Annotated in this window: 27 protein-coding genes; 13 read left to right on the top strand and 14 right to left on the bottom strand. The window is 72.7% G+C overall.

Features of this window, described 5'->3' with window-relative positions; all coding sequences use genetic code 11:
* Positions 1–69: 69 nt before the first annotated feature.
* Positions 70–747, bottom strand: coding sequence for a DedA family protein (locus AMA02S_RS30135; protein WP_067464866.1), 678 nt, complete (start codon positions 745–747; stop codon positions 70–72).
* Positions 748–1185: 438 nt separating this feature from the next.
* On the bottom strand, positions 1186–2286 hold the full coding sequence (locus AMA02S_RS30140) for a tyrosine-type recombinase/integrase (protein ID WP_067464869.1): 1101 nt from the start codon (positions 2284–2286) through the stop codon (positions 1186–1188).
* Positions 2287–2335: 49 nt separating this feature from the next.
* On the opposite strand from AMA02S_RS30140, the gene AMA02S_RS30145 reads away from it, so the two are divergent.
* Together AMA02S_RS30145 and AMA02S_RS30150 are read left to right on the top strand one after the other, a co-directional pair.
* Positions 2336–2785 (top strand): hypothetical protein, encoded by a 450-nt coding sequence (locus AMA02S_RS30145; RefSeq protein WP_067464872.1) that lies wholly within the window; start codon positions 2336–2338, stop codon positions 2783–2785.
* Positions 2786–2902: 117 nt separating this feature from the next.
* A complete protein-coding gene (locus tag AMA02S_RS30150) occupies positions 2903–3607 on the top strand; it encodes a DUF72 domain-containing protein (RefSeq protein WP_067464875.1) in 705 nt (234 codons plus the stop codon).
* Positions 3608–4116: 509 nt separating this feature from the next.
* Here the strand turns inward: AMA02S_RS30150 and pdxR are convergent.
* On the bottom strand, positions 4117–5637 hold the full coding sequence (gene pdxR, locus AMA02S_RS30155; RefSeq protein WP_067464883.1) for a MocR-like pyridoxine biosynthesis transcription factor PdxR: 1521 nt from the start codon (positions 5635–5637) through the stop codon (positions 4117–4119).
* A 29-nt stretch (positions 5638–5666) separates the two neighbouring features.
* Here pdxR and AMA02S_RS30160 point away from each other — a divergent pair, with 29 nt between their 5' ends.
* Complete coding sequence (locus AMA02S_RS30160) at positions 5667–6536, top strand: methyltransferase domain-containing protein (RefSeq protein ID WP_067464886.1); 870 nt, start codon at positions 5667–5669, stop codon at positions 6534–6536.
* Positions 6537–6720: 184 nt separating this feature from the next.
* Here the strand turns inward: AMA02S_RS30160 and AMA02S_RS30165 are convergent, their stop codons facing one another.
* The 4 genes from AMA02S_RS30165 to AMA02S_RS44770 form a co-directional block, all read right to left on the bottom strand.
* The gene (locus AMA02S_RS30165; RefSeq protein WP_067464888.1) at positions 6721–8484 is read right to left on the bottom strand and encodes a DUF885 domain-containing protein; all 1764 of its coding nucleotides are present in this window, start codon (positions 8482–8484) and stop codon (positions 6721–6723) included.
* 100 nt (positions 8485–8584) lie between these two features.
* Positions 8585–9295 carry a TetR family transcriptional regulator gene (locus AMA02S_RS30170; protein WP_084265791.1) on the bottom strand — a complete coding sequence of 237 codons (711 nt, stop codon included), beginning with the start codon at positions 9293–9295 and terminating at the stop codon, positions 8585–8587.
* An 83-nt stretch (positions 9296–9378) separates the two neighbouring features.
* Entirely contained in the window at positions 9379–10041 is a 663-nt protein-coding gene (locus AMA02S_RS30175; protein ID WP_067464894.1) for a LysE family translocator, read from the bottom strand.
* Positions 10042–10120: 79 nt separating this feature from the next.
* Entirely contained in the window at positions 10121–10882 is a 762-nt protein-coding gene (locus AMA02S_RS44770; RefSeq protein ID WP_067464897.1) for a hypothetical protein, read from the bottom strand.
* Positions 10883–11098: 216 nt separating this feature from the next.
* Here AMA02S_RS44770 and AMA02S_RS30185 point away from each other — a divergent pair, with 216 nt between their 5' ends.
* Genes AMA02S_RS30185 through AMA02S_RS30205 form a run of 5 tightly spaced genes read left to right on the top strand, consistent with a single transcriptional unit; the run spans position 11099 to position 15386 of the window.
* Positions 11099–12115 (top strand): AAA family ATPase, encoded by a 1017-nt coding sequence (locus AMA02S_RS30185; protein WP_067464900.1) that lies wholly within the window; start codon positions 11099–11101, stop codon positions 12113–12115.
* Entirely contained in the window at positions 12112–13215 is a 1104-nt protein-coding gene (locus AMA02S_RS30190; protein WP_084265745.1) for a DUF58 domain-containing protein, read from the top strand. Before AMA02S_RS30185 ends, AMA02S_RS30190 begins: the two co-directional genes overlap by 4 nt.
* Entirely contained in the window at positions 13212–14159 is a 948-nt protein-coding gene (locus AMA02S_RS30195) for a VWA domain-containing protein (protein ID WP_067464903.1), read from the top strand. Before AMA02S_RS30190 ends, AMA02S_RS30195 begins: the two co-directional genes overlap by 4 nt.
* Before the next feature lie 52 nt (positions 14160–14211).
* Positions 14212–14838: a class I SAM-dependent methyltransferase gene (locus AMA02S_RS30200; protein WP_067464906.1), complete on the top strand. Its 627-nt coding sequence runs from the start codon at positions 14212–14214 to the stop codon at positions 14836–14838.
* The gene (locus AMA02S_RS30205) at positions 14835–15386 is read left to right on the top strand and encodes a TrmH family RNA methyltransferase (RefSeq protein WP_067464909.1); all 552 of its coding nucleotides are present in this window, start codon (positions 14835–14837) and stop codon (positions 15384–15386) included. Before AMA02S_RS30200 ends, AMA02S_RS30205 begins: the two co-directional genes overlap by 4 nt.
* A gap of 254 nt (positions 15387–15640) precedes the next feature.
* On the opposite strand, the gene AMA02S_RS43650 is transcribed toward AMA02S_RS30205, so the two are convergent.
* The 3 genes from AMA02S_RS43650 to AMA02S_RS30220 form a co-directional block, all read right to left on the bottom strand.
* The gene (locus AMA02S_RS43650; protein ID WP_067464912.1) at positions 15641–15895 is read right to left on the bottom strand and encodes a hypothetical protein; all 255 of its coding nucleotides are present in this window, start codon (positions 15893–15895) and stop codon (positions 15641–15643) included.
* Between the two features lie 84 nt (positions 15896–15979).
* Positions 15980–16324 (bottom strand): VOC family protein, encoded by a 345-nt coding sequence (locus tag AMA02S_RS30215; protein ID WP_067464915.1) that lies wholly within the window; start codon positions 16322–16324, stop codon positions 15980–15982.
* Position 16325: 1 nt separating this feature from the next.
* The gene (locus tag AMA02S_RS30220; protein WP_067464918.1) at positions 16326–16505 is read right to left on the bottom strand and encodes a ribbon-helix-helix domain-containing protein; all 180 of its coding nucleotides are present in this window, start codon (positions 16503–16505) and stop codon (positions 16326–16328) included.
* Between the two features lie 132 nt (positions 16506–16637).
* On the opposite strand from AMA02S_RS30220, the gene AMA02S_RS30225 reads away from it, so the two are divergent.
* On the top strand, positions 16638–17285 hold the full coding sequence (locus AMA02S_RS30225) for a class I SAM-dependent methyltransferase (protein ID WP_067464921.1): 648 nt from the start codon (positions 16638–16640) through the stop codon (positions 17283–17285).
* Positions 17286–17393: 108 nt separating this feature from the next.
* Here AMA02S_RS30225 and AMA02S_RS30230 read toward each other — a convergent pair whose 3' ends face one another.
* Positions 17394–17615 carry an EF-hand domain-containing protein gene (locus tag AMA02S_RS30230; protein WP_067464924.1) on the bottom strand — a complete coding sequence of 74 codons (222 nt, stop codon included), beginning with the start codon at positions 17613–17615 and terminating at the stop codon, positions 17394–17396.
* A gap of 105 nt (positions 17616–17720) precedes the next feature.
* Between AMA02S_RS30230 and AMA02S_RS30235 the strand changes: the two genes are divergently transcribed.
* Positions 17721–18542 carry a glycerophosphodiester phosphodiesterase family protein gene (locus tag AMA02S_RS30235; protein WP_067464928.1) on the top strand — a complete coding sequence of 274 codons (822 nt, stop codon included), beginning with the start codon at positions 17721–17723 and terminating at the stop codon, positions 18540–18542.
* Positions 18543–18619: 77 nt separating this feature from the next.
* On the opposite strand, the gene AMA02S_RS30240 is transcribed toward AMA02S_RS30235, so the two are convergent.
* Positions 18620–18904, bottom strand: a complete 285-nt coding sequence (locus AMA02S_RS30240; RefSeq protein ID WP_218005165.1) for a type II toxin-antitoxin system Phd/YefM family antitoxin — start codon at positions 18902–18904, stop codon at positions 18620–18622.
* Positions 18905–19010: 106 nt separating this feature from the next.
* Between AMA02S_RS30240 and AMA02S_RS30245 the strand changes: the two genes are divergently transcribed.
* The 3 genes from AMA02S_RS30245 to AMA02S_RS30255 all read left to right on the top strand — a co-directional run bounded on the left by AMA02S_RS30245 (position 19011) and on the right by AMA02S_RS30255 (position 20788).
* On the top strand, positions 19011–19700 hold the full coding sequence (locus tag AMA02S_RS30245) for a ClpP family protease (protein WP_084265746.1): 690 nt from the start codon (positions 19011–19013) through the stop codon (positions 19698–19700).
* Positions 19700–20302, top strand: coding sequence for an ATP-dependent Clp protease proteolytic subunit (locus AMA02S_RS30250; RefSeq protein ID WP_067464935.1), 603 nt, complete (start codon positions 19700–19702; stop codon positions 20300–20302). Before AMA02S_RS30245 ends, AMA02S_RS30250 begins: the two co-directional genes overlap by 1 nt.
* A gap of 141 nt (positions 20303–20443) precedes the next feature.
* Positions 20444–20788 carry an RNA polymerase-binding protein RbpA gene (locus AMA02S_RS30255; protein ID WP_067464938.1) on the top strand — a complete coding sequence of 115 codons (345 nt, stop codon included), beginning with the start codon at positions 20444–20446 and terminating at the stop codon, positions 20786–20788.
* 128 nt (positions 20789–20916) lie between these two features.
* On the opposite strand, the gene AMA02S_RS30260 is transcribed toward AMA02S_RS30255, so the two are convergent.
* Positions 20917–21591, bottom strand: a complete 675-nt coding sequence (locus AMA02S_RS30260; RefSeq protein WP_067464941.1) for a response regulator — start codon at positions 21589–21591, stop codon at positions 20917–20919.
* The gene (locus tag AMA02S_RS30265) at positions 21588–22727 is read right to left on the bottom strand and encodes a sensor histidine kinase (protein ID WP_218005166.1); all 1140 of its coding nucleotides are present in this window, start codon (positions 22725–22727) and stop codon (positions 21588–21590) included. The genes AMA02S_RS30260 and AMA02S_RS30265 overlap by 4 nt, the downstream gene beginning before the upstream one ends.
* Positions 22728–22861 lie beyond the last annotated feature (134 nt).

A 22861-nucleotide genomic window follows, 5' to 3' on the forward strand; every position in this document is an offset into this window, starting at 1 on the left:
CCCCGATACTTCGATTTCGCCCGCCACGCACCTGTGCTCCCCACGCACAAGAACCCCGGACGCGGCCCCCTACCGGACGCCCGTCTTCGTTACGGCCTTCTCATCCTCCGACGCGGTGTCGCGCGGGGGAGCGGCCTCCACCGGTGCGGCGGCACGGCGACGGTGGAGAAGGAAACGGGTGACCTCCACCGCGGCGGTCACCGCAAGGGCCAGCCCCAGCCCCACCGCGACCCCCTTGATCGGATCGTCCTCGAACGCGACCCCGCCGACGTAGCCCAGCACCGTCCCATACAGCGCCCACGACACCGCCGCGATCCCCGCGAACAGCGAGAACGACCGCAGCCGATACGCGACCACGCCCATCGTCATGGTCACCGCCGTCCGCCCACCCGGCACATACCGCGCCACGACCAGGATCATCCCGCCGCGCTCGTCCATCGTGCGGCGCGCCCACACGAACGCCTTGTGCCGCCGCGTCCCCGGCCGCAGCCCCCGCGTCAACCGCCCACCCGAACCCCGCCCGATCAGATACGCCACATGGTCTCCCACGAACGCCCCGAGCGCCGCCAGCACCACCACCAGCACCGGCTCCGGACGGCCCGACGCTGCGTACACCCCCGCGGTGATCACCATGCTCTCGCTCGGCACCACCGGAAAGAACCCGTCGATCGCGGCCACCGCGAACAACGCCAGATAGAACCAGGGCGAGGTCACCGCCGTGTGCAGGAACTCCACAACACCGTCCATCTCCCCGACGCTAGAAAACGATCACCGGGAGCGCATCGGACGGAAGACCAGGACCGACCCCCACTTTCGGCAGTACACCGCCAGGACGGACACGGGTCCTGCGAACGATGTACCGGCGGATCCTCACCCCGCAGGACGACATCGCCTCCCACCACCGGCGACCCTGGAAGCAGGCACGAACACGAACATGTGGAGGGAGGCCCGCCATGCAACCGCAGGACGACACCACCGCGTCCACCACCACCCCCGTCACCGCGACCCCCACGGCTGCGGGGACGGTGCGCGCGTCCGACAGCGACCGGGACGCCGTATCTGGGCCGCGATCCTCCTGTCCTACGCCATCTGGCCTTCCCACGACGACCGCTGACCCGCGCAGATCGGACGGGTGACCCACCGCCTCCCCGCCGTCACCGCGGCAGCGACACACCTCACCGCGACTCACCCGCGACGCGGACGCCCTTCGACCGGCCCCAGCAGCGGATGCACCCGCATCGCCGCCTCCAGCTCACCCGGCAACTCGTCGCGGTAACGCGCCAGCGTCGACAGGTCCGCATGCCCCAGCACCCGCCGCACCGCGTCCATGTCCGTCGCCGCCGCCAGCAGATGCGTCGCCGTCGTATGCCGCAGCCCGTGCGGCGTCACCCCCCGCCGCCGGCCCGGCTCCACCCGCGCCAGCACCCGGTCGATCACCGCCTGCACGTCACCGCGCGCCAACCGCCGCCCCCGCCACGACAACAGCAGCGCCCGCGGCTCGCGCCCCCGGTCCAGCACCCGGCGGCCATCACGCAGGTAGGCGTCCAGCACCTCCACCACCGGGCGGGGCAGCGGCACGTCCCGCGTCCGCCCGCCCTTACCGAAGATCCGCCAGTACCGCGTCCCGGCGTTCACGAAGAAGTCCTCGGAGTTCGCCCGCGTCAGCTCCGACACCCGCGGACCCACCGCCGCCAGCAACAACACGATCAGCCCGTCCCGCAACTCCGTCCGCTGATCGGGCCGCCCGCCCGCCGCGGGCGCCACCTCCACCAGCTCCCGCGCCGCCCCCAGCAGCCCCTCCGCCTGCTCGGCCGTCAACGCCCGCCGCTCGGCCCGCAGCCCGCCCCGATGCCGGGGACGCAACGTCACCGCCTGCATCGGGTTCAGCTGCACCCAGCCCGCGACCAGCGCGTACTGGAAGAACGCCGACACCGAACGCCGGAACCGCGCCTGCGACGCCGCGCTCTGCGACGGAGCGCCGGCACCCGACCCCGCGCGCTCACCGCCGGGCACCGCAGCCGCCTCGGCCTCCGGTCTGGCGGGACGGGACCGCCGCCCGTCCGGCTTGCGGGCGAACCGCAGCAGCACCGCGTCGACGTCCTCACCCGACAGATCGTCCAGTACCCGTTCAGGTCCCGCCAGCGCCGCGAACGTCACCACGTCTCGCGCATACACCTCCGCCGTCCCGGGCGCGAGCGCACCCGTCGACGCCTTCGCTCGGACCATCTCCACATAACGGTCGACCGTCTCGGTCACCGTCAGCCGCTGGACATCACTGGGACGCACCCGCCGGACGCTACCGTTCCCCACCGACGAAACCCATAAGATCCAGAACGTGACCGACCGGAATCTGTTCGACCAGGTCGGCGAGGTCGTCCGGGGAGCGGCCCCGCCCGCCCTCGGCCGGCTGCACCTGCACGTCCGCCACAACGGCCTCAAGGCCTGGTTCGGCGACCCCGGGACGCAACGCGAGCACTACGAGGCCCAGATCATCCCTGCCGAGATCGCCCCCGGCGCCCGCACCCGCGCCCTGGAGATCGGTTTCCACGCCGAACACCCCGCCGAACCCGACAACCAGGCCGTCCTGACCCGCCTCCTCGCCGTCGAAGCCGCCTGGCGCCCCGACCTCGGCGACGACCCCGACACCGGTGTCTTCCTCGGCCGCGGCATCTGGCGCCGCATCTCCGAGACCTGGCCCGACCCCGACCTGGACGCCGCCGACGTCCCCTTCGAGATCGGTGTCCGCCTCGTCGACTACATGCGCGCCCTCGAACCCCATCGCTGACCGCCACGGGCACCACGAACCCGCGGCCGCCGCGCCGGGCCCAGACGCCCGGGGGAGAGGTGACGCTCAATCCTGGACGGACCGGGTAGAGCACCCTGGACGAGGGGAGGGAGAGCCGTGGTCGCGGTCGGCACGTCCGGATGGCAGTACACCGACTGGCGCGGCGTGCTCTACCCCTCTGGCCTGCCGCAACACCGCTGGCTCCACCACTACGCGCAAGAGTTCCGCACCGTGGAGAACAACAACGCCTTCTACCGCCTGCCCGACCACGCCACGTTCGAGCGGTGGCGCGACGCCACCCCGCCGGGGTTCGTCATGGCCGTCAAGGCCAGCCGGTATCTCACCCACATGAAACGGCTGCACGACCCGCGGGAACCCGTCGCGCGTCTCATGGACGCCGCCGGGGGACTGGGCGGCAAGCTCGGCCCCGTCCTGCTGCAACTGCCGCCGACCCTGCGGTGCGCCCCCGAGCGCCTCGATGCCTGCCTGCGCTGCTTCCCCCGCGGCGTCCGCGTGGCCGTGGAGCCCCGGCACCCGTCCTGGTGGACGGGGGAGGTCCGTCGCGTCCTGGAACGCCGCGGGGCCGCTCTGTGCTGGGCCGACCGCCTCGGCAGGCCGATCACCCCGCTGTGGCGGACGGCCGACTGGCTCTACCTGCGGCTCCACGAGGGCGCCGCGTCCCCGAGGCCGCTGTACGGGGACCGCGCCCTGAGAAGCTGGGCCCATCGTATCGCGCCCGCAGACGACGCCTACGTCTATTTCAACAACGACCAGGGCGCCGCCGCCATCCGCAACGCCCACCGCTTCATCACCCTCACCTAACCCGACAAAAGACAACAAACTATGTAAAGCAGACAGAAGCTGAATTCTGTTCGGTATCAGAACCAGAACCCCGAAGCCCTGACCGGCGCCGCATCCACCACCTATCCACCACATCCAGATCCGGCAGCCGGCGCCCCCGAAGGTTCTGACATGCTCGGCGCCGGTCGGCGCGGCGCGGCGTGGGTCCGAACCGTCCGCGCGGCCCGCCGAGGCGGGCCGACGCCGGCCCACCAGACCCGCCCACATTGATGATCTTGACCTTGACGCAAGATTATCCGGGCGATTGAGCTGATGGCCGCGAACCGCCCGGCCACCTCACCGATCCCCGGGCCCGGACGAGTCGCCGACTCAAATAGCTCCCGGACGCTCCAGGTGTAACCGGCGCACGAAAGTGACCGACTTGCCCCCTTCTCACGGGGTCTGATCGTTGGTCGATAATGAACATTATGTTAAGTAGCGGTGATCCCCGGGGCGGTTGATCGCGGCGGGGTGAGGGTCGGCCGCCGGGGTCAGGTGAGGTGGTGGAGGGCGTCGCCGATGGCGGCGATGCCCCCGGTGATGCTCGAGGGCGTCGCGGCGGCGTAGCCGAGGACCAGTCCGGGGCGGTGGCGGCGCTGTCCGTGCCACGACAGTGGCTGGGTTTTCACGCCGCGTGCCAGAGCGGCGGCGGCCAGGGCGGTGTCGGGGAAGGTTCCGGGGAAGGTGACGGTCAGGTGCAAGCCGGCGGCGGCGCCGTGGACGACCGCGCCGGGCAGGTGCGCCCGGATCGCGGTGATCATTGTGTCGCGGCGGCGGCGGTGCCGGCGGCGCAGCAGCCGCAGGTGCCGCTCCATCTCCCCCGATTCCATCAGCCGCGCCAAGACCAGTTGCGGCAGGGCCGCGTTGCCGAGGTCGGCGAATCGTTTGGCGTCCACGAGCGCGTCGCGGTGACCGGGTGGCGCGAGGACCCAGCCGATCCGCAGCGCGGGTGCCAGCAGTTTGGACACGCTTCCGGCGTAGAAGAGGCGTTCGGTGAGCATGGAGCGCAGTGCCGCGACGGGCGGCCGGTCGTAGCGGTGCTCGGCGTCGTAGTCGTCCTCGATGACGATGCCGCCGGCCGCGTTCCAGTGCATCAGGTCCCGGCGGCGGGGTCCGTCCAGGACGACGCCGGTGGGGAACTGGTGGGCGGGGGTCAGGAGCACGGCCGGCGCGCCGGAGGCGCGGAGCCGGTCGACGCGGACGCCGCCGGCGTCGACGGGGATCGGTGGGGTGCCCATCCCCCAGTACGCCAGGTGCTGGCGGGTGCCGAGGGAGCCGGGGTCTTCGACGGCGATGTCCTGGATGCCGTCGCCGGTCAGGACGCGGGCCAGGAGCCCGAGGGCCTGTGCGGTGCCCGCGACGATGATGATGTCGTCGGGGTCGGCGCGGATCCCTCGGTTGCGGGCCAGCCACGCCGCGACGGCGGTGCGCAGTGCGGGTGTCCCGCGCGGGTCGCCGTAGCCGAGGGCGGGTGCCGACAGCTCGGCCAGGACGGACCGTTCGGCGCGCAGCCACGCCGCTCGGGGGAATGCCGCCAGGTCGGGTACGCCGGGTGACAGGTCGACGCGGGCGGGTGCGGCGCGGAGCGCGTCGAACACCTCGCTGCCCGGAACGCCGGGGAAGGCGCTGTCGGTGGTGTCGGCTAGTTCGGTTCGTGCCGGCGGCGCGGCGGGGTGCGGCGGTGTCGGCGAGGAAGGCGGGGGTGGGGCGAGGGGTGCGGCGACGACGACGGTGCCGCCGCGTCCGCGTCCGGCGACGTGTCCGTCGTCGACGAGCCGCTGGTATGCCTCGGTGACCACGCCCCGTGACACGCCCAGGTCCGCGGCCAGGACGCGGCTGGCCGGCAGGCGGCCGCCCAGCGGGAGCCGGCCGTCGCCGATCGCGTCGCGTAGCCGGCCCGCCAGCCAGTCCGAGAGCCCACCCGGCGGGGCGTCGGCGGGGTCCAGTTGCAGGAAGTCCGCGCCGGTCCCCGTTATGGTCCGGTCATCGCCCGCATCATTGGACCTGTTCATCAGGCCATTGTGGCGCCACGGTGGGCTCCATGGGAACACGCACCGGGACGCATACGGGGGCGGCGCGGCGCTATGTCCACGGTTACTCCGAGGACGAGACACGCCGGCTCGGGGATCAGGCCGACACCCTTGCGGCGCTGCTGCACGACGGGACCGCCTATCCCCCGGGCAGCCGCGTGTTGGAGGCCGGTTGTGGTGTGGGCGCCCAGACGGTGCACCTGGCCGCGTCCAGTCCCGGTGCGGACGTGGTCGCGGTGGATGTGTCGGCCGCGTCGTTGGCGCGGGCCCATGCCCGTCTGACGGCCCTCTCCCCCGTCCCGGCCGCCGGTGGGCTGTCAGCGGGCGCCGGGCGGGTGGAGTTCGTGCGCGCCGACCTGCACGCGCTGCCGTTCGCCGACGCCGAGTTCGATCATGTGTTCGTGTGTTTCGTGCTGGAGCACCTGCCCGACCCGGCGGCGGCGCTGGCGGCGGTGCGGCGGGTCCTGCGGCCCGGCGGGACGATCACTGTGATCGAGGGCGACCACGGGTCGGCGTTCTTCCACCCCGACAGCGCCGCCGCCCGCGCCGCGATCGGCCATCTGGTGCGGTTGCAGGGCGCCGCGGGTGGTGACGCGCTGCTGGGCCGCCGCCTCCAGCCGCTGCTGTCGGCCGCCGGGTTCGAGCGTGTCGAGGTCCGTCCCCGCACCGTCTACGCCGACCGGACGCGGCCGACGCTGATGGAGGGTTTCACTCGTGCCACGTTCATCGCGATGGTCGCGGCCGTCCGTGACGCGGCCGTCGCCGCCGGGCTCACCGATCCCGGGTCCTTTGATCGGGGCATCGCCGACCTGGAGGCCACGGCCCGTGAGGGTGGGACGTTCCACTACACCTTCGTCAAGGGTGTGGCCGTCAACCCGTGAGGGCCTTCCCGGGGCGGGCCGCGATGACGGCCCTGGCCGGTGCACCGCTCGCTGCGGGGGCCGGAGGGGCGGGTCGGCGCCGGGTCCCGCAGCGCCCCCGGCCGTCTGGCGGCCGGGGGCGCTGCGGCACCGGCTCGTTGCGGGGCGAGCCGGTGCCGGTGGCGCCGATACCGGAGGAAACGGGTCAGGGGCGGGTGAGTTCGGCGCGCATCCGGTCCAGGCCCATCGGCCCCAGCGCCAGTGCGCGGCGGTGGAAGTCCTTGAGGTCGAACGACGCGCCCGCGCGGGCGCGTGCCACCTCCCGGGCTTCCAGCCACACCTTCTCCCCCACCTTGTAGGCGATGGCCTGCGCCGGAAGTCCCAGATACCGGTCGATCTCGAAGTTGATCGCCGCCTCCGGCTGGGGGCCCGCGTGGGCCCGCAGGAACTCCAGCCCGAGCTGCGGCGTCCACCGCTCGCCCTCGTGAAAGCCGGCGCCTGCGGGGATCTTCAGTTCCAGGTGCATCCCGATGTCCAGGATGACCCGGGCCGCGCGGAACTGCTGCCCGCCCGCGAGCATCCCCAGCCGGTGCGCCGGATCGTGGTAGTAGCCGAGCTCTCCCATGAGCCGTTCGGCGTACAGGCCCCACCCCTCGCAGTACCCGGGGTACAGCTCGCTGGACAGCCGCTGGAACCGGTTCAGGCCGGTGTTCAGGATGGTCACGCCGAGCTGCAGGTGATGCCCGGGGACACCCTCGTGGAACATGATGCCCGGCACCGTCCACGTCACGATGTCCTGGTCACGGTCCTTGACCGTCCACCACACCCTGCCCGGACGCGACAGGTCCTCCGAGGGCGCCAGGTAGTAGACGCCCGACTCCACCGGCGGGATCCGGCACTCGATCCGCCGCAGCGGCTCGGGGATGTCGAAGTGGACGCCGTCCAGGTCGCCGATGGCACGGTCGGCCAGTTCCTGGATCCAGGCCCGGAACGCGTCCGCGCCGCGGATGCGGTAGGCGGGGTCGGCGTCCAGCGCGGCGCGCACCGCCGGCAGCGGTTCGCCCGGCAGGATCCGCTCCCCCGCCTCGTCCATCTCGGTCTCGATCCGGGCCAGTTCCTCCCAGCCCCACGCGTAGGTCTCCTCCAGGTCCAGGGTGGTGCCGAGCAGGTCGCGGACGCCCAGCTGGTACCGGTCGGCGCCCAACGCGTCCCGTTCGGGCGCGCGGGCGGCGAGCTCCCCGGACAGGAACTCCGCGAACTCGGTGAGCGCCCGGGACGCGTCGGCGACGGCGTCGTCCAGTTCGGCGCGTAGCGGGCCGGCGCCGTGCCGGGCGGCGAGTTCGGCCAGGCAGCCGGGGGTCTCCAGGCAGCCCTGGACATTGCGGGCAACCTGGCGGCGCGCGATGACCCGCCCGTTCTGGCAGGCCGCGACCAGGCCGGTGCGCAGCGCGTCCAGGGCGCCCGGCAGCGCCCTCAGCCGGCCCCGGACGGCGTCCCAATCGGTGTCAGGGCCGCGGTCCAGCAGCTCGATCGCGATGCGGAGCCGCTGTAGTGGCCCCTCCAGCGTGTTCAGGGCCGTGTCGTGGACACGGGCGTCGTGCAGGGCCAGGTCGGTCTCCAGCCGTTCTCGCAGCACGGCCGCGGCGATCCGGTCGCAGTCGGCCTCCGTCCCTGGCGCGGTGCCCGCGGCGGTGCCGGGAACGGTTCGGGGGGTGGTGCTTGGCGGGGAGTCCGGCGCGGTGCCGCCGGAACCGGCGGCGGAAGCGGAAGCGGGGGGCGCGGCGGGAGCCAGGGCGTCCAGGCGGGCGAGGGTGGCGCGTGCCAGGTCGGCGCGGGCCGCCAGCCCGTCGGGGCCGTAGTCGGTCAGACGGGAGTCCTGCCCGGCGATCCCCATGATCGCCGCCTGGCACGGGTCCAGGACGGCGAGCTCGTCCATGTAACGGTCGACGAGGTCATCCAGTGCGGTCATCGCCCAAGGCTACGGCGCGCCGCCCCGGTAGGGCGATCATGTGTCCGTGAGCGTTCCCGGGGAACCACCCGCCCCGCGGGCCACGATCTTCACCGGTGTGTCACCCGGGCGCCATCCGCCCGTCGCCGTCACGTTCGGCACCACCGTCCCCACCCGTCTCGGCAGCCGAGTCGCCTGGGGCTGTGACCTGCGTGGACCGCCGGGGCCGCCGGGACGGTGAGGGCCGCCGGGGGTGCGCGGCGGCGACCCAGCCGTCGGCGGTGGCGGCCAGCCACGCGATGCCCGCGTCTGCGCGTGCCCGGTCGCCGGTGTTCAGGACGTCCAGTTGCAGACCCGCGAACACCGCGTTCTGAACCGTCGCATAATGCCGTGCGTCCGGGTCCGTAACCCCCCGTGTCCGAAACGAGGCGGCAACGAACTCGACGCGGTCGGCCAGCAGCCGCGTCACCTGACCCGCCAGCCGCCCGCCCGCCGCCAGACCCTCGATCTCGTGGACGAGTCGTGTGAACGGCAGGTTCTCCTCGGCCAGCTGCCGCTCCCACGCCGCCTGGACGATCTCGCCCATCGGGCGCTCGCCGTCCCAGCCCGGCAGCGCCCGCAGCCGTTCGCGCTGCAGCTCGTCCAGCCGCGCCAGCACCGCCCCCACCAGCTCGGCCTTGTCGGCGAAATGATGCGTCAGCACCCGCGTGCTCTGCCCCAGATGCCCGGCCAGGGGCCGCATCGACAGCCCCGCCAGGCCGTGCGCGGCCAGATAGTCGATCACCTGGTCGAGCAGTTCGGTGCGGCGCCCCCGATCGCGCGGCCTGCCCACCGCCACCCCCTCCGGTGCCCTGACTCGATGAGCTTCCTCCCCCGCCGGGTACCCGTCCCGGCGGCCGGACGTGCAGGTGGGCTCTACCGGGCCTCGGCGGCCAGCCGCACTCCCAGCCCCACCAGCACCACGCCCGACAGCTGTTCCAGCCGCCGCCGTACCACCGGACGGCCCAGCACCCGCCGCGCCGAGCCGACCAGCCACACCACCGCCGCGTACCACGCCAGGTCGATCAGGGCCCACAGCACCGAGAACCCCGCCAGCGTCACCGGCACCGACCATCCGTCCGGGACGAACTGCGGCAGGAACGACACCGCGAACACCCCCGCCTTCGGGTTCGCGACATTGGTGACCAGGCCCAGCCGGAAACACCGCCACCCCGACACGCGGTCCTCACCGGCGCCGCCCGCGTCCATCCCGTCCATGATGCCGGGGTCCTGCGCCCCGTCACCGGACGCGCCGCGCCGCGCCCGCCACAACGCCCGCACGCCGAACCACACCAGCACCGCCGCGCCCGCGACCCGGAGCCCGTCATAGGCCAGCCGCGACGCCGCCAGCAGCGCCGACAGTCCCACCGCCGCCGCCAGCCCCCACACCAGCACCCCGGCCTCGTTCCCCAGGACCGTCGCCAGCCCGCCGCGGCGCCCCGTCCGCAACGACTGACGCATGATCACGACTGTGCTCGGGCCCGGCGCCACCGCGATCAGCACGGCCGCGCCCGTGAAAGCGATCAGACTTTCCAGCATCCCCTCATGCTGCCCACCCCCACGCCACCACGCAACGCAAAAACCCAGCACCAAACCCCACAGAACGCCGCCAACCAGGTCAGACCGGACCACCGTCGTCTCCGCCGCCACCCGACGGCGACGGACCCGGCGTCGTCGGAGCCGACGGGCTCACCGGCGGCGGAGACGGCGACGGCCGCGGCGACGACGGCTTCCGCGACGGTGAGGGCACCTGCGCCGTCGGCGTCGGCTCCGGCGGCAACGGCGGCGGCTCCTTCGCCTTCGGCTGGCACGCGAACAACACCCCCATCAGCAACGCCAGCACCACCAACGCCGCCGCCAACGACAGCACCGCCGCCACCAAGTTCCGCTCCGGCGGCCGCTCCCCCACCACCTCCGGCCCCGGAACCGGCCGCTCCAGCGGACGATCCAACGCCGGCTCCCCCGACCCCAACCAGTACGGCTGAAACCCCGGCCCCCGCCGCCCCCACCGGCCCCGGAACGACCCCTCCAACAACACCGGCTCCAAGAACCGCTCCGCGCCCGCCCGCTCCGCCTCATACGCCGTCGCCACCCACGGCGCCGGACCATCCGGCTGCGCCGCCACCACCGGCGCCGGCCCACCCGGCACCAGCCCCGGCACCCCACCCCGCCCCGGCACCGCCGCGTTGATCGCCGCCCGGAACCGGTCCCGCGCCGCCGCATCCCCCGCCGCGCCCCGGTTCAGAACCGCCACGCTCGCGCGCCGCCCCTCCCCGTCCACCCCCAGGAACACGATCCCCGCCGGCGTCTCCGACAACCGCGCCGACAAGCGATACGGCCCCAACTGCGCGGGATCACCCGGGGGCAACGGCCTCGACATGCCGCCACACTAACAACCCGCCCCCGCCCCGACGGCCCGCAAACCCCCACCCGACCACACCCGGAACCCCACCCCGCCCCCGCCCGTATAACCCTCCGAACACACCCCCCAACCGATCACCTCCGACACGCAGGTATCCGGCACGAACGGGTACAAGTGATCGCGTAGGGTCAGAAGGCGCCCGCCCGCACACCCGAGGACACCGAGGGACACCAGATGACCATCGCCGCGCACGATGTCGACGAGGCCGCGGCCCAGCTGCAGAGCACCGTCACCGAGGTCAAAAAGGTCATCGTCGGCCAGGAACACATGGTCGAACGGATGGTCGTCGCGCTCCTCGCCCACGGCCACTGCCTCATCGAAGGCGTCCCCGGCGTCGCCAAGACCCTCGCCGTCGGCACCCTCGCCCGCGTCGTCGGCGGCACCTTCGCCCGCCTGCAGTTCACCCCCGACCTCGTCCCCTCCGACATCGTCGGCACCCGCATCTACCACCCCTCCACCGAACAGTTCGACGTCGAACTCGGCCCCGTCTTCGTCAACTTCGTCCTCGCCGACGAGATCAACCGCGCCCCCGCCAAGGTCCAGTCCGCCCTCCTGGAGGTCATGGCCGAACGCCAGGTCTCCCTCGGCGGCAACACCTACCCCCTCCCCCGCCCCTTCATCGTCCTGGCCACCCAGAACCCCATCGAATCCGAAGGCGTCTACCCCCTCCCCGAAGCCCAACGCGACCGCTTCCTCATGAAGATCGACGTCCACCACCCCGCCGCCCACGAGGAACTCCAGATCCTCCAGCGGATGAGCGTCGACCCACCCGAGGCCACCCCCCTCCTGGACACCACACGCCTCGCCGGCCTCCAACGCGCCGCCGAAGAGGTCTCCGTCCACGAACTCATCGCCGACTACATCGTCCGCCTCGTCATGGCCACCCGCGAACCCGACCAGTACCGCCTGCCCGACCTGCGCACCGTCATCGAGATCGGCGCCAGCCCCCGCGCCACCCTCGGCCTGGTCGCCGCCGCCCGCGCCCTGGCCCTGCTGTCGGGCCGCGACTACGTCCTGCCCGACGACGTCCGCGCCGTCGCCCGCGACGTCATCGCCCACCGCCTCGTCCTCACCTTCGACGCCCTCGCCGACGGCATCGACCCCGGCGACGTCGTCACCCAGATCCTCACCGCCGTCCCCCCGCCCCGCGTGGTCTGGAACCACGGAGCAGCGGCGGTGACCACCGCATGAGCCGCCGCCCCGCACCCCACTACGCGCCGCCCCCACCCCCCGACACGGCGGACCCACCTGGCCCGCGCCGCGGCGCGAAACTCGCCCAACTCGCCCCCGAACGGACCCTGCGGCGCCTCGAACTCCAGGTCACCCGCCGCCTGGACGGCCTCCTCAACGGCGAACACCTCGGCCTGCTGCCCGGGCCCGGCACCGAACTCGCCGAAGCCCGCGTCTACCAGCCCGGCGAGGACGACGTCCGCCACATGGACTGGGCCGTCACCGCCCGCACCACCACCCCCCACGTCCGCGACCTCATCGCCGACCACGAACTCGAAGCCTGGTCCCTGGTCGACCTCACCCCCAGCATGGACTTCGGCACCGACACCCTGGTCAAACGCGACCTCGCCGCCGCCGCGCTCGCCGCCGTCGGATTCCTCACCGTCCGCCTCGGCGACCGCGCCGGCGCCTACCTGCTGCACCGCGACGGACTACGCCGCCGCCCCGCCCGCACCGGCAAAGCCGCCATGTACGCCCTCCTGCAGGCCGTCCTGGACGCCCCCACCACCGGCACCGCCACCGGCGAGACCACCATGACCGGCGCCCGCGCCGGCCTGTCGCACGGCACCACCCCCCACGGCGACCTCGCCGCCGCCATCACCTCCCTGGACCGCGGCCAGACCCGCCGCGGCCTCCGCGTGATCATCTCCGACTTCCTCGCGCCCCTCGACGACCCCGGCGGCGGCACCGCACAGCCCGACGGACACCTCCAGCCGCCCTGGGAACGTCCCCTGCGCCGCCTGTCCGCCCGCCACCAGGTCCTCGCCATCGAGATCATCGACCCCCGTGAACTCGACCTCCCCGACGTCGGCCTCATCGAGATGAGCGACCCCGAGACCGGCGCCGTCCACGAGATCGTCCTCAACCGCCGCGTCCGCGAACGCTACGCCGCCGCGGCCGCCGCCCAACGCGACCGCACCCGCGCCGCGCTGCGCCGCAGTGGCGCCCACCACCTCGTCCTGCGCACCGACCGCGACTGGATCACCGACATCGCCCGTTTTGCCCTCCGCCAGCGCCGCGCGGCCGGACGAGCCGTCACCACCGCCGGAGCGCGCCCATGACCTTCCTGTCACCCGAACGCCTCTGGCTGCTGATCCTGGCCCCGCTGCTCGCCGCCACCTACCTGCTGCTGCAGATGCGCCGCCGCAAGTACGCCGTCCGGTTCACCAACCTCGCGCTGCTGTCGCAGGTCGCCCCCAAACGCCCCGGCTGGCGCCGGCACGTCGCCGCCGCCCTGTTCCTCATCATGATCGTCCTGATGATGGTCGGGTTCGCGCGGCCTGCGACCTCCGTCAAGGTCCCCCGTGACCGCGCCACCATCATGGTCGCCGTCGACGTCTCCCTGTCGATGATGGCCCGCGACGTCGCCCCCTCCCGCTTCGACGCCGCCAAGAGCGCCGCCAAGACCTTCATCCGCGAACTACCGTCCCGCTTCAACGTCGGCGTCGTGTCCTTCGCCGGCAACGCCAACCTCGTCGCCGCGCCGACCGCCGACCGCGACGCCGCCATCGCCTCCCTCGACCAGCTCGTCCTGGCCAAACGCACCGCCATCGGCGAAGCCGTCTTCACCTCCCTGCAGGGCATCCGCTCCTTCGACGCCCAGGCCAGCCAGGACCCGCCGCCCGCCCACATCGTGCTGCTGTCCGATGGGGACAACACCACCGGACGCACCGTCCAGGAAGCCGTCGACGCCAGCCGCGCCGCCCACGTCCCCGTCTCCACCATCGCGTTCGGCACCCCCTACGGCACCGTCGACATCGAGGGCGAGACCACCAGCGTGTCGGTCAACAAGGAGACCCTCAAGACCCTCGCCGACAGCACCCAGGGCAAGGCGTACGAGGCCGCCGACGCCGGGCAGCTCGACGACGTCTACGCCAACATCGGCAGCTCCCTCGGCTTCAAGACCGAGCACCGCGACGTCGCCGCCCGCTACACCGGCCTGGCGCTGCTGTTCGCGCTCGCCGCCGGCGGCGCGTCCCTCGCCTGGTTCTCGCGCCTGCCCTGACCGCCCGTATCGTGGCGCCGGGACCTCCCGGACGCTGATACGGTCGGCCGACGTGGGGGAACACTACTTCGCCGAACGGCCCACCGCGGCCGGACGCCGCCGCACCATCGACCTCGTCCTGCCCGACCTGCACCTGCGGCTCCAGACCGACAGCGGCATGTTCTCCCCCGACCGCGTCGACCCCGGCACCCGCATCCTGCTGGAAACCGTCCCCCCTCCCCCGCCGACCGGGAACCTCCTCGACCTCGGCTGCGGATACGGCCCTATCGCCCTCACCATGGCCCGCCGCTCGCCGCAGGCGAGCGTATGGGGTTTGGATGTCAATCAGCGGGCTTTGGAATTGGCGGAAGGTAATGCCACCGCCGCCGGGCTTGACAATGTAAAGTTCAGCTTGGCGGACGGGATCGACCCCGGCCTGCGCTTCGACGCGATCTGGTCCAACCCACCGATCCGTATCGGCAAGGCCGCCCTCCACGACCTCCTCCTGGCCTGGCTCCCCCGCCTGTCCCCCGGCGGCACCGCCCACCTCGTCGTCCAGAAGCACCTCGGCTCGGACTCCCTGCAACGCTGGCTGGACACCCAGGGACTGCCCGCCGAACGGATCGCGTCCCGGTCCGCCTACCGCGTCCTGCGCGTCTCCCTCCGCGCGGAAGGCACCCCCCAAGGAGCACCCCGATGAGCACCCCCGACCCCGCGCAGGGACGCCGGCAACTGCGCCCCACCGACGTCAAACGCCTCAACCGCGACTGGCGCCGCCGCACCGGCGCGCGCCTCGGACTGCTCGTCGAATCGGTTACCCAGCCGTTCAACACCGGCTCCATCATCCGCAGCGCCGCCGCCTTCGGCGTCGAACACCTCTGGCTCGCCGGCAACGCCACACCCCCCACCCACCGCAACGTCGCCAAGACCGCCCTCGGCACCGAACGGCTCCTGCCCTGGGAACACGCCGGCACCGCCGCCGAGGCCGCCGCCGCCGTCCGCAAGGAGGGCCTGCGGATCGTGGCGATCGAGCTGACCACCGACGCCGTCCCGCTGCACGAGGCGCCCCTGTCCGGCGACGTCTGCCTCGCCGTCGGCGGCGAGGACCACGGCTGCTCCCCCGCCCTGCTCGCCGCCGCCGACACCGTCGCCTACATCCCCCAGATCGGCCGCGTCGGCTCCCTCAACGTCGCCGTCGCCACCGCGATCGCCCTGGCCGAGGCCCGCCGCCGCGAATGGGCCGACTGACCCCTCCCCCACCTCTCCGCCCCCTCGACGATCCTGAGGATCAGGCGGTCGGGCTTGCGACCGCTCGGCGGGACGCTCACCGGCACCGGCCAGGACGTCGGCCGGCCGGCGACGTACCAGGGCGCACGAGAGGGCACCGACCGCGACCACCGCGATGGGCAGTGCAAGCGTCGGCCGCAACGCGTGCACGAACCCCTGCTCGAACGTGGCCGCCGCCACCTGATGGATCTGGCGCGCCAGCCCCGGCGGCACGGTCAGCGTCGCGCCGGCCCGCCCCGAACGCCCACCGGAAGAGCCATGGGCCGCCGGGACGCCTCGTCCTGAAGCGCGACGGCGAGCCGGCTCTGCAGCACCGCGCCGACCGCGGCGCTACCGACGATCGTGCCGATCTGTCGGATGGTGTTCAGCACGCCGGAGGCCGCCCCGGCCACCCGGGGCTCCACGTTGTGCATCGCGACGGTCACCATCGGGATGGCGACGTTGACGGCCGTCAGATCCAGCAGCGTCATGAAGAACCCCAGGCTGAGCGTCAGCAGGACCGCCCAGGGGTTGCCACGCCGCCTGTTCAGCGGACCACCCGGCCGCCCCTCACGTCAGCTCTTGGCAGGGGCCTGGAGGCTCCAGAGCCGCCCGTCGGGATCGCGGACGGTCATCTCCCTGGTGCCGTAGTGGGTCTCCTCGAACGGCGTGACCACCTCGACGGACGGATCCGCGCGGAACCCGTCGGCGTCGGGCACCTTCAGCGCGAGCCGGACCTCGGGCTCACGGTCTTCGGGAACCTCGGCGATGAAGACATACGGCCCGTCCCCGTTGCGGAGCAGCCCGGAGGCATGGTCGGTCGCGAACTCCAGCTCAAAGCCCAGCGCCTGGAAGAACTTGGCCGCCTTGCCCCAGTTGTGGGTCTCCAGGAACACGGCCTCGATGCCCTCGGTCGTCATGTCATCTCTCCTTCTCCGACGATTGCTGTTGCTGCCCGTGGACGCCGGCGAGGTAAGCGCGCAGCGCTTCGGCGACCAGCGCCGACAGGGACAGACCCGACTCGACGGACTGATGCTTGACCTGCTTGATCAGCCCGACCGGCAGATACACGTTGAACTGCTTCACATCCTCATCGCCCACTACCCGACGCTAGCATCGGGGCTAGGATGCTAGCAATCTAGCCACGTTCGGATGTTTGCGGGAACGGCAACAAGATTCGCCGAAACGGCGCTGCGGCGCCGATGATGCGGAGCACAGCCGTGAGGAGGAACGATGACCGAACACAGCGAACAGACCGATTCCGGTGCCGCGTTCTGGGACGCCCGCTACGCCGAACACGAGCGGATCTGGAGCGGCGACCCCAACACCATCCTGGTCCGCGAGACCACCGACCTACCGCCCGGCATCGCCCTGGACCTCGGCTGCGGAGAGGGCGCCGACGCGGTCTGGCTCGCCCGGCACGGATGGCGCGTCACCGCCACCGACATCTCCCGCGTCGCCCTCGACCGCGCGGCCCGACACGCCGCCGACGCCGGCGTCGCCGGACGGATCGACTTCCAGCGGCACGACCTCGGCGAATCCTTCCCCGCCGGGACCTTCGACCTGGTCTCCGCGCACTTCCTGCACTCCCCCGGCGACCTGCTGCCCCGCGAGGAGGTCCTACGGTCGGCCGCTGCGGCCGTCGCCCCCGGCGGAATCCTCCTCGTCGTCGGGCACGCCGGCTGGCCGTCCTGGGAGCACGACCACGACCACGACGTCCACTTCCCCACCCCGGACGAGGTCTACCTCTCCCTCGGGCTCCCCAGCGAGCAATGGGAACTCCAGCTCAGCGAGGAACACGAACGCATCCAGACCCGCCCCGACGGACAACCCGGCACCCGCACGGACAACGTCCTGAAGATGCGGCGCCTGCCCACCTGACGGCGCGGGCGCCGCGCCCGCGCAGCCGCAGACGGCCCCACCGCACGCCCTCGCGTGCGGTGCGGGGACCCGTCCCCAGCAGACTCCCCCGGCCAGGGCTATCGGGGGCTACCGGCCGGCGGTGCGCTCCATCAGCGCCGTGAACTCCGCCAGGGAGATCTTCCCGTCATGGTTGGCGTCCGCCGCCACGACCACCTCCACCGCTCGCGTCTCGCTGATCCGCTCGCCCAGCGCGCTCATGAGGTTCTTCAGCTCGGCCGTGGTGATGTAGCCGTCACCGTCGACGTCCACGAGATCGAACGTCGCCCTATACTCGTCCACTGTGGCCATCGCCGGGTTCCTCCTGGTGATCGTCGGGGCGTCGACGGTAACACCACCCCCGCGCTTTACATAGTAAGGTCCCGATGGTTTCGGGGGTCCGACATAATCGGAGGGGTGCGCCGCTCGTACGAGTTCCTCGACCATCCCGGCCCCATCCCCTTCGCCCACCGCGGCGGCGCCGGCGGCCGCCCCGAGAACTCCATGGCCGCCTTCCAGCGCGCCTGCGATCTCGGCTACCGCTACCTCGAGACCGACGCGCACGCCACCGCCGACGGCGTCGTCGTCGCCTTCCACGACCGCACCCTGGACCGCGTCACCGACCGCGCCGGCGCGATCGCCCGCCTCCCCTACACCGAGGTCGCCAAGGCCCGCATCGGCGGCACCGAGCCCATCCCCCGGCTGGAGGACGTCCTCGGCTCCTTCCCCGCCGCCCGCGTCAACATCGACCTCAAGGACGCCCCCGTCATCGGGCCCCTGGCCAAGGCGCTGCACCGCACCAACGCCTGGCACCGGGTGTGCATCACCTCCTTCTCCACGCGTCGCCTCGCGCAGATGCGCGCCCGGCTCCCCCTGTTCACCGACCAGGACGTCTGCACCGCCCTGGGCCCCCGCGGCCTGATGGCCCTGCGCGCCAAGTCCTACGGCGGGCCCACCGCCAAACTCGTCCGCCTCGCCGCCACCGGCGTCGCCTGCGCCCAGGTCCCCTACGGCCTGGGGCCCGTCCCGTTCGTCACCGAGGCGTTCATCACCCAGGCCCACGAACTCGGCCTGAAGGTCCACGCCTGGACCGTCAACGACGCCCCCGCCATGCAGCGCCTCCTCGACCTCGGCATCGACGGCATCATGACCGACGAACTGGTCACCCTCCGCCACGTCATGGCGGCCCGCGGCCTCTGGCCCCGTCCCACTTCGCCCGATATCCCCCAGGACGATTGACGGCCACCGCAGGACCACCGCCCCCTACCTTTACAAAGTAAGTGACGGGGTGGCGCGTCACGCGCCGCAGCGAGAGATCAGCGGCCGAAGCCGGGGGGGCGTGGCGGGCCACCTGGGCGGTACTCGGCCGCGATCCGCAGCGGACCGGGCTGGGAGCGGTCGGCGGGCTGGGCGACCGGGCCCGCCTGGCTCAGGTCCAACCTCCCGGCGCGCAGGCTCTCCAGCAGCTCCAGGTCCTCCGCCGAGACCAGGGCGGCCATGATCTTCCCGCGACGGGTCAGCGCTACACGCTCACCCGTGTAGGCCACCCGGTTCACCAGGTCGGCGAACTCCTTGCGTGCCTCCGTCACCGGCTTTTCCACGCTGTTCATCGTATAGCGAACTTTCCTGGTCCCTCCCGGGCGGCGGATGTACGCTCCGCACATGTACATAGCGTACGCTCTGTACAGATCATTTCAAGGAGGCGCCATGTTCGACCGACCGGGATCCGGCCCAGCGGGATTCGGCACAGCGGGGTTCGAGGCACCCGAGGGGAACCCGCCCGCGGCACGGCCGGAGACGTACGTGGGCAGGTCCTGGGCCAAGGTCGCAGAAGCCCCCCGGCTCGCCGACGCGCAGCTGTACGAACGGCTGCTCGCGCAGCGGATCGTGTTCCTCGGCTCAGAGATCGACGACGAGATCGCCAACCGGGTGAACGCGCAGTTGCTGCTGCTCGCCGCGCAAGACGCCCGCCGCGACATCACCCTGTACGTCAACTCTCCCGGCGGCGTCGTGGACGCCGGGATGGCGATCTACGACATGATGCAGTTCGTGCCCAACGACATCTCCACGGTCGCGATGGGCATGGCCGCCTCGATGGCGCAGACCCTGCTGTGCGCCGGCACCGCCGGCAAGCGGTACGCGCTGCGGCACGCCCGGGTGATGATGCACCAGCCGCACGGCGGCATCGGCGGCACCGCCTCCGACATCAAGATCCAGGCCGAGCAGTCGCTGTACCTCAAGCGCACCCTCGCCGAACGGACCGCGTTCCACACCGGGCAGCCGCTGGAGCGGATCGAGGCCGACGGGGACCGCGACCGCTGGTTCACCGCCGAGCAGGCCCGCGAGTACGGCCTGGTCGACCACGTCATCGACACCACCGACCGGGTCGGATCCTGATGCGGGCCGAAGGCCGCTACGTCCTCCCCTCCTTCGTGGAGCGGACGTCGTACGGACTGAAGGAGATGACCCCCTACAACAAGCTGTTCGAGGACCGCATCATCTTCCTGGGCACGCCCGTCGACGACACCAGCGCCAACGACGTCACCGCGCAGCTGATCGCGCTGGAAGGCATGGACCCCGACCGTCCCATCGCCCTCTACATCAACTCGCCCGGAGGGTCGCTCACCGCGATGATGGCGATCCACGACACCATGCAGTTCATCCGCCCGGAGATCGAGACCACCTGCGTCGGGCAGGCCGGGTCGGCGGCGGCGATCCTGCTGGCGGCCGGCGCCCCCGGCAAGCGCGCCGCTCTCGTCCGCTCCCGGATCCTGCTGCACGAACCGGCGATCGAGGTCTCCCGCGGCCAATCCAGCGATCTGGAAATCCAAGCCCGGGAGGTGCTGCGGCTGCGCGAGCAGACGGAGGCGATCGTGGCCGAGGCGACCGGACGCGACGCCGCGACCGTCCGCCGCGACCTGGACCGCGACCGCTTTTTCACCGCCGCCGAAGCCAGAGAGTACGGGCTGATCGACGAGGTGCTCACCACCCGTAGATAGCGCCCCGTCCGGAAGGTCTCCCCCGGACGGCCCGGTGCGGCCGGAAACGACAGGGTTGGATCCCTCCGGTACAGGGAATCTTGTCGGGGTTATCAGCGTTGGTCAGGGCAAGACCGCAAGCCGTCTGGGAGGCACTTGACGATGGCCGAGCGCGCACTTCGCGGCACCCGACTCGGAGCGACGAGCTACGAGAACGATCGCAACACCGATCTGGCCCCTCGGCAAGAGGTGGACTACACCTGTACCAAGGGACACCGGTTCACCGTGACGCTCGCAGCCGAGGCAGAGGTGCCGATGACCTGGGACTGCCGCAGCTGCGGCGCCGCGGCCCTGCGAGTGGACGGCGAGCTACCCCAAGCCAAGAAGGGGAAGCCGCCACGCACCCACTGGGACATGCTCATGGAACGGCGCACCGTCGAGGACCTGGAGGAAGTCCTCGCCGAGCGCCTGGAGATCCTGCGCGCGGGACGCAGAAAGTCGGCATGACCGGCTGACCCGCACCGACCGGGAACTTCGAGGACGGGCCCGCACCGCCGACAGGGGCGGTGCGGGCCCTTCCCTGTCTCGCGGCCCCGGCCTCGGCGGGACAGCAGAAGGGCCCGCGACCGGGCGTCTCAACGGCCGAGACGGGGCAGCACCAGCCCGCTCTCATAGGCCGCCACCACCGCCTGGACCCGGTCACGCAGGCCCAGCTTGCGCAGGACACGGCTGACGTGGGTCTTGACGGTCTGCTCCCCCACCACCAGCCGCGCGGCGATCTCCGCGTTGGTCAGCCCCTCGGCGATCAACCGCAGCACGTCGGTCTCGCGCGGCGTCAGCGCCTCCAGCGACTCCAGCACCTCTGACGGCGGCCGGGGCCGCAGCCGCGCGAACTCCCCGATCAACCGGCGGGTCACCGCCGGGGCCAGCAGCGCCTCCCCCGCCGCGACGACCCGCACCGCGTCGAACAGCCGCTCGGCCGTCACGTCCTTGAGCAGGAACCCGCTGGCGCCCGCGACGAGCGCGTCGTAGACGTGCTCGTCCAGGTCGAAGGTGGTCAACATCAGCACCCGCGGCGCCTGGTCGGCCGCGGCGATCCGGCGGGTGGCCTCGATGCCGTCCATCACCGGCATCCGCACGTCCATCAGCACCACGTCGGGTCCGTGCTCGCGGCACGCCGCCACCGCGGCCGCGCCGTCGGCGACGGCGCCGATGACCGACAGGTCCGGCTGGGTGCCCAGGAGCGCGCTGAACCCCGCGCGGACGACCTCCTGGTCGTCGGCCACCACGATCCGCACCGGCGCGCTCACGGCAGCGTCCCCTCCTCGGCGGGCGCCACCGGCAGCGTCGCCTGGACCAGGAACCCGCCGACCGGCCCCGGCCCGGTCCGCAGGTCGCCGCCCATGGCCGCCGCGCGTTCGCGCATCCCCAGCAGCCCGTGCCCCGCCCCGGGGCCCGCGCCGCGCCCGCCGTCGTCCCGGCGGCCCGGATGCTCCTGATCATGCTGGTGATCCGGGGGCGGGCCAGGGCCGTTGTCGCGGACGCTCACCACCAGCGCCTCCCCGGCATAGTCGATCTCCACGTCGACGGCCGCGCCCGGCGCGTGCCGTCGCGCGTTCGTCAGCGCCTCCTGAACGATCCGGTACGCGGTGAGCTCCACGCCGGGGTCCAGCGCCGCGACCCGGCCCCGGACGATCAACCGGGTGCCCGCGGCACCGGAGCCGCGGGTCTCATCGACCAGCTCCAGCAGCTGTTGCAGGCCCGGCTGCGGGCGGCGCGTCGGCTCCGCCCCGGCGTCCTCGCGCAGCACACCGAGCAGCCGCCGCATCTCCGTCAGCGCCGTCCGCGCGGTGTCACCGATCGCCAGCAGCCGCCTGGCGCCCTCCTCGGGCATCCCCGGGGTGGCCAGCCGCGCCGTCTCGGCCTGCACGGAGATCATCGAGATGTGGTGGGCGACGACATCGTGCAGCTCCCGGGCGATGCGGGCGCGTTCCCCCCGCGCGGTGTGCTCCAGCAGCGTGTCCTCGAACGCACGGCGGGAGGCATCACGCTCGGCGGCCTCGGCACGCCGGCGGCGGACCCGGCGGCGGACCACGACCGTCCACACGACGACCAGGGCGAGGAGCCCGGCGACCGCGGGCCCGCGGTGCAGCGCCGACGCCGGGACCACCGCGACGGTGATCGTGACGGCGGCGGCGAGGGCATGGTCGCGGGCCAGGACCAGCGGCAGCGTCGCGCACAGGTCGAGCAGGATCACCAACGGCAGCACCACACCCGAATCACCCTTGCGCTGCGCCGCCTCGACCACGCCCGCCACCGCCAGGCACACCCCCGCCACCCGCCACCATCCCGGCCACACCCCCCACGACGCCACCGCCCCATACCGCCCCTTCGGCCGGACCGCCGGTCCCGGCCCCGGCCGCGCGTCCGCGCCGTTGTCCGCCACGCACGCCATTGTCGCGTGCGCCGCGCCGGCCCGGCGTCCCTCCCATGGGGGACGCGCGTCCCCCGGCCACGGCCGCGCAAGACGACCCCGCGGCGTGATGACCCGGCCCCGCCCCAGTCCGTAGCCTCCGGTGG

The sequence above is a fragment of the Actinomadura macra NBRC 14102 genome, assembly GCF_001552215.1.
In the GTDB taxonomy this organism is placed as follows: Bacteria; Actinomycetota; Actinomycetes; order Streptosporangiales; family Streptosporangiaceae; genus Spirillospora; species Spirillospora macra.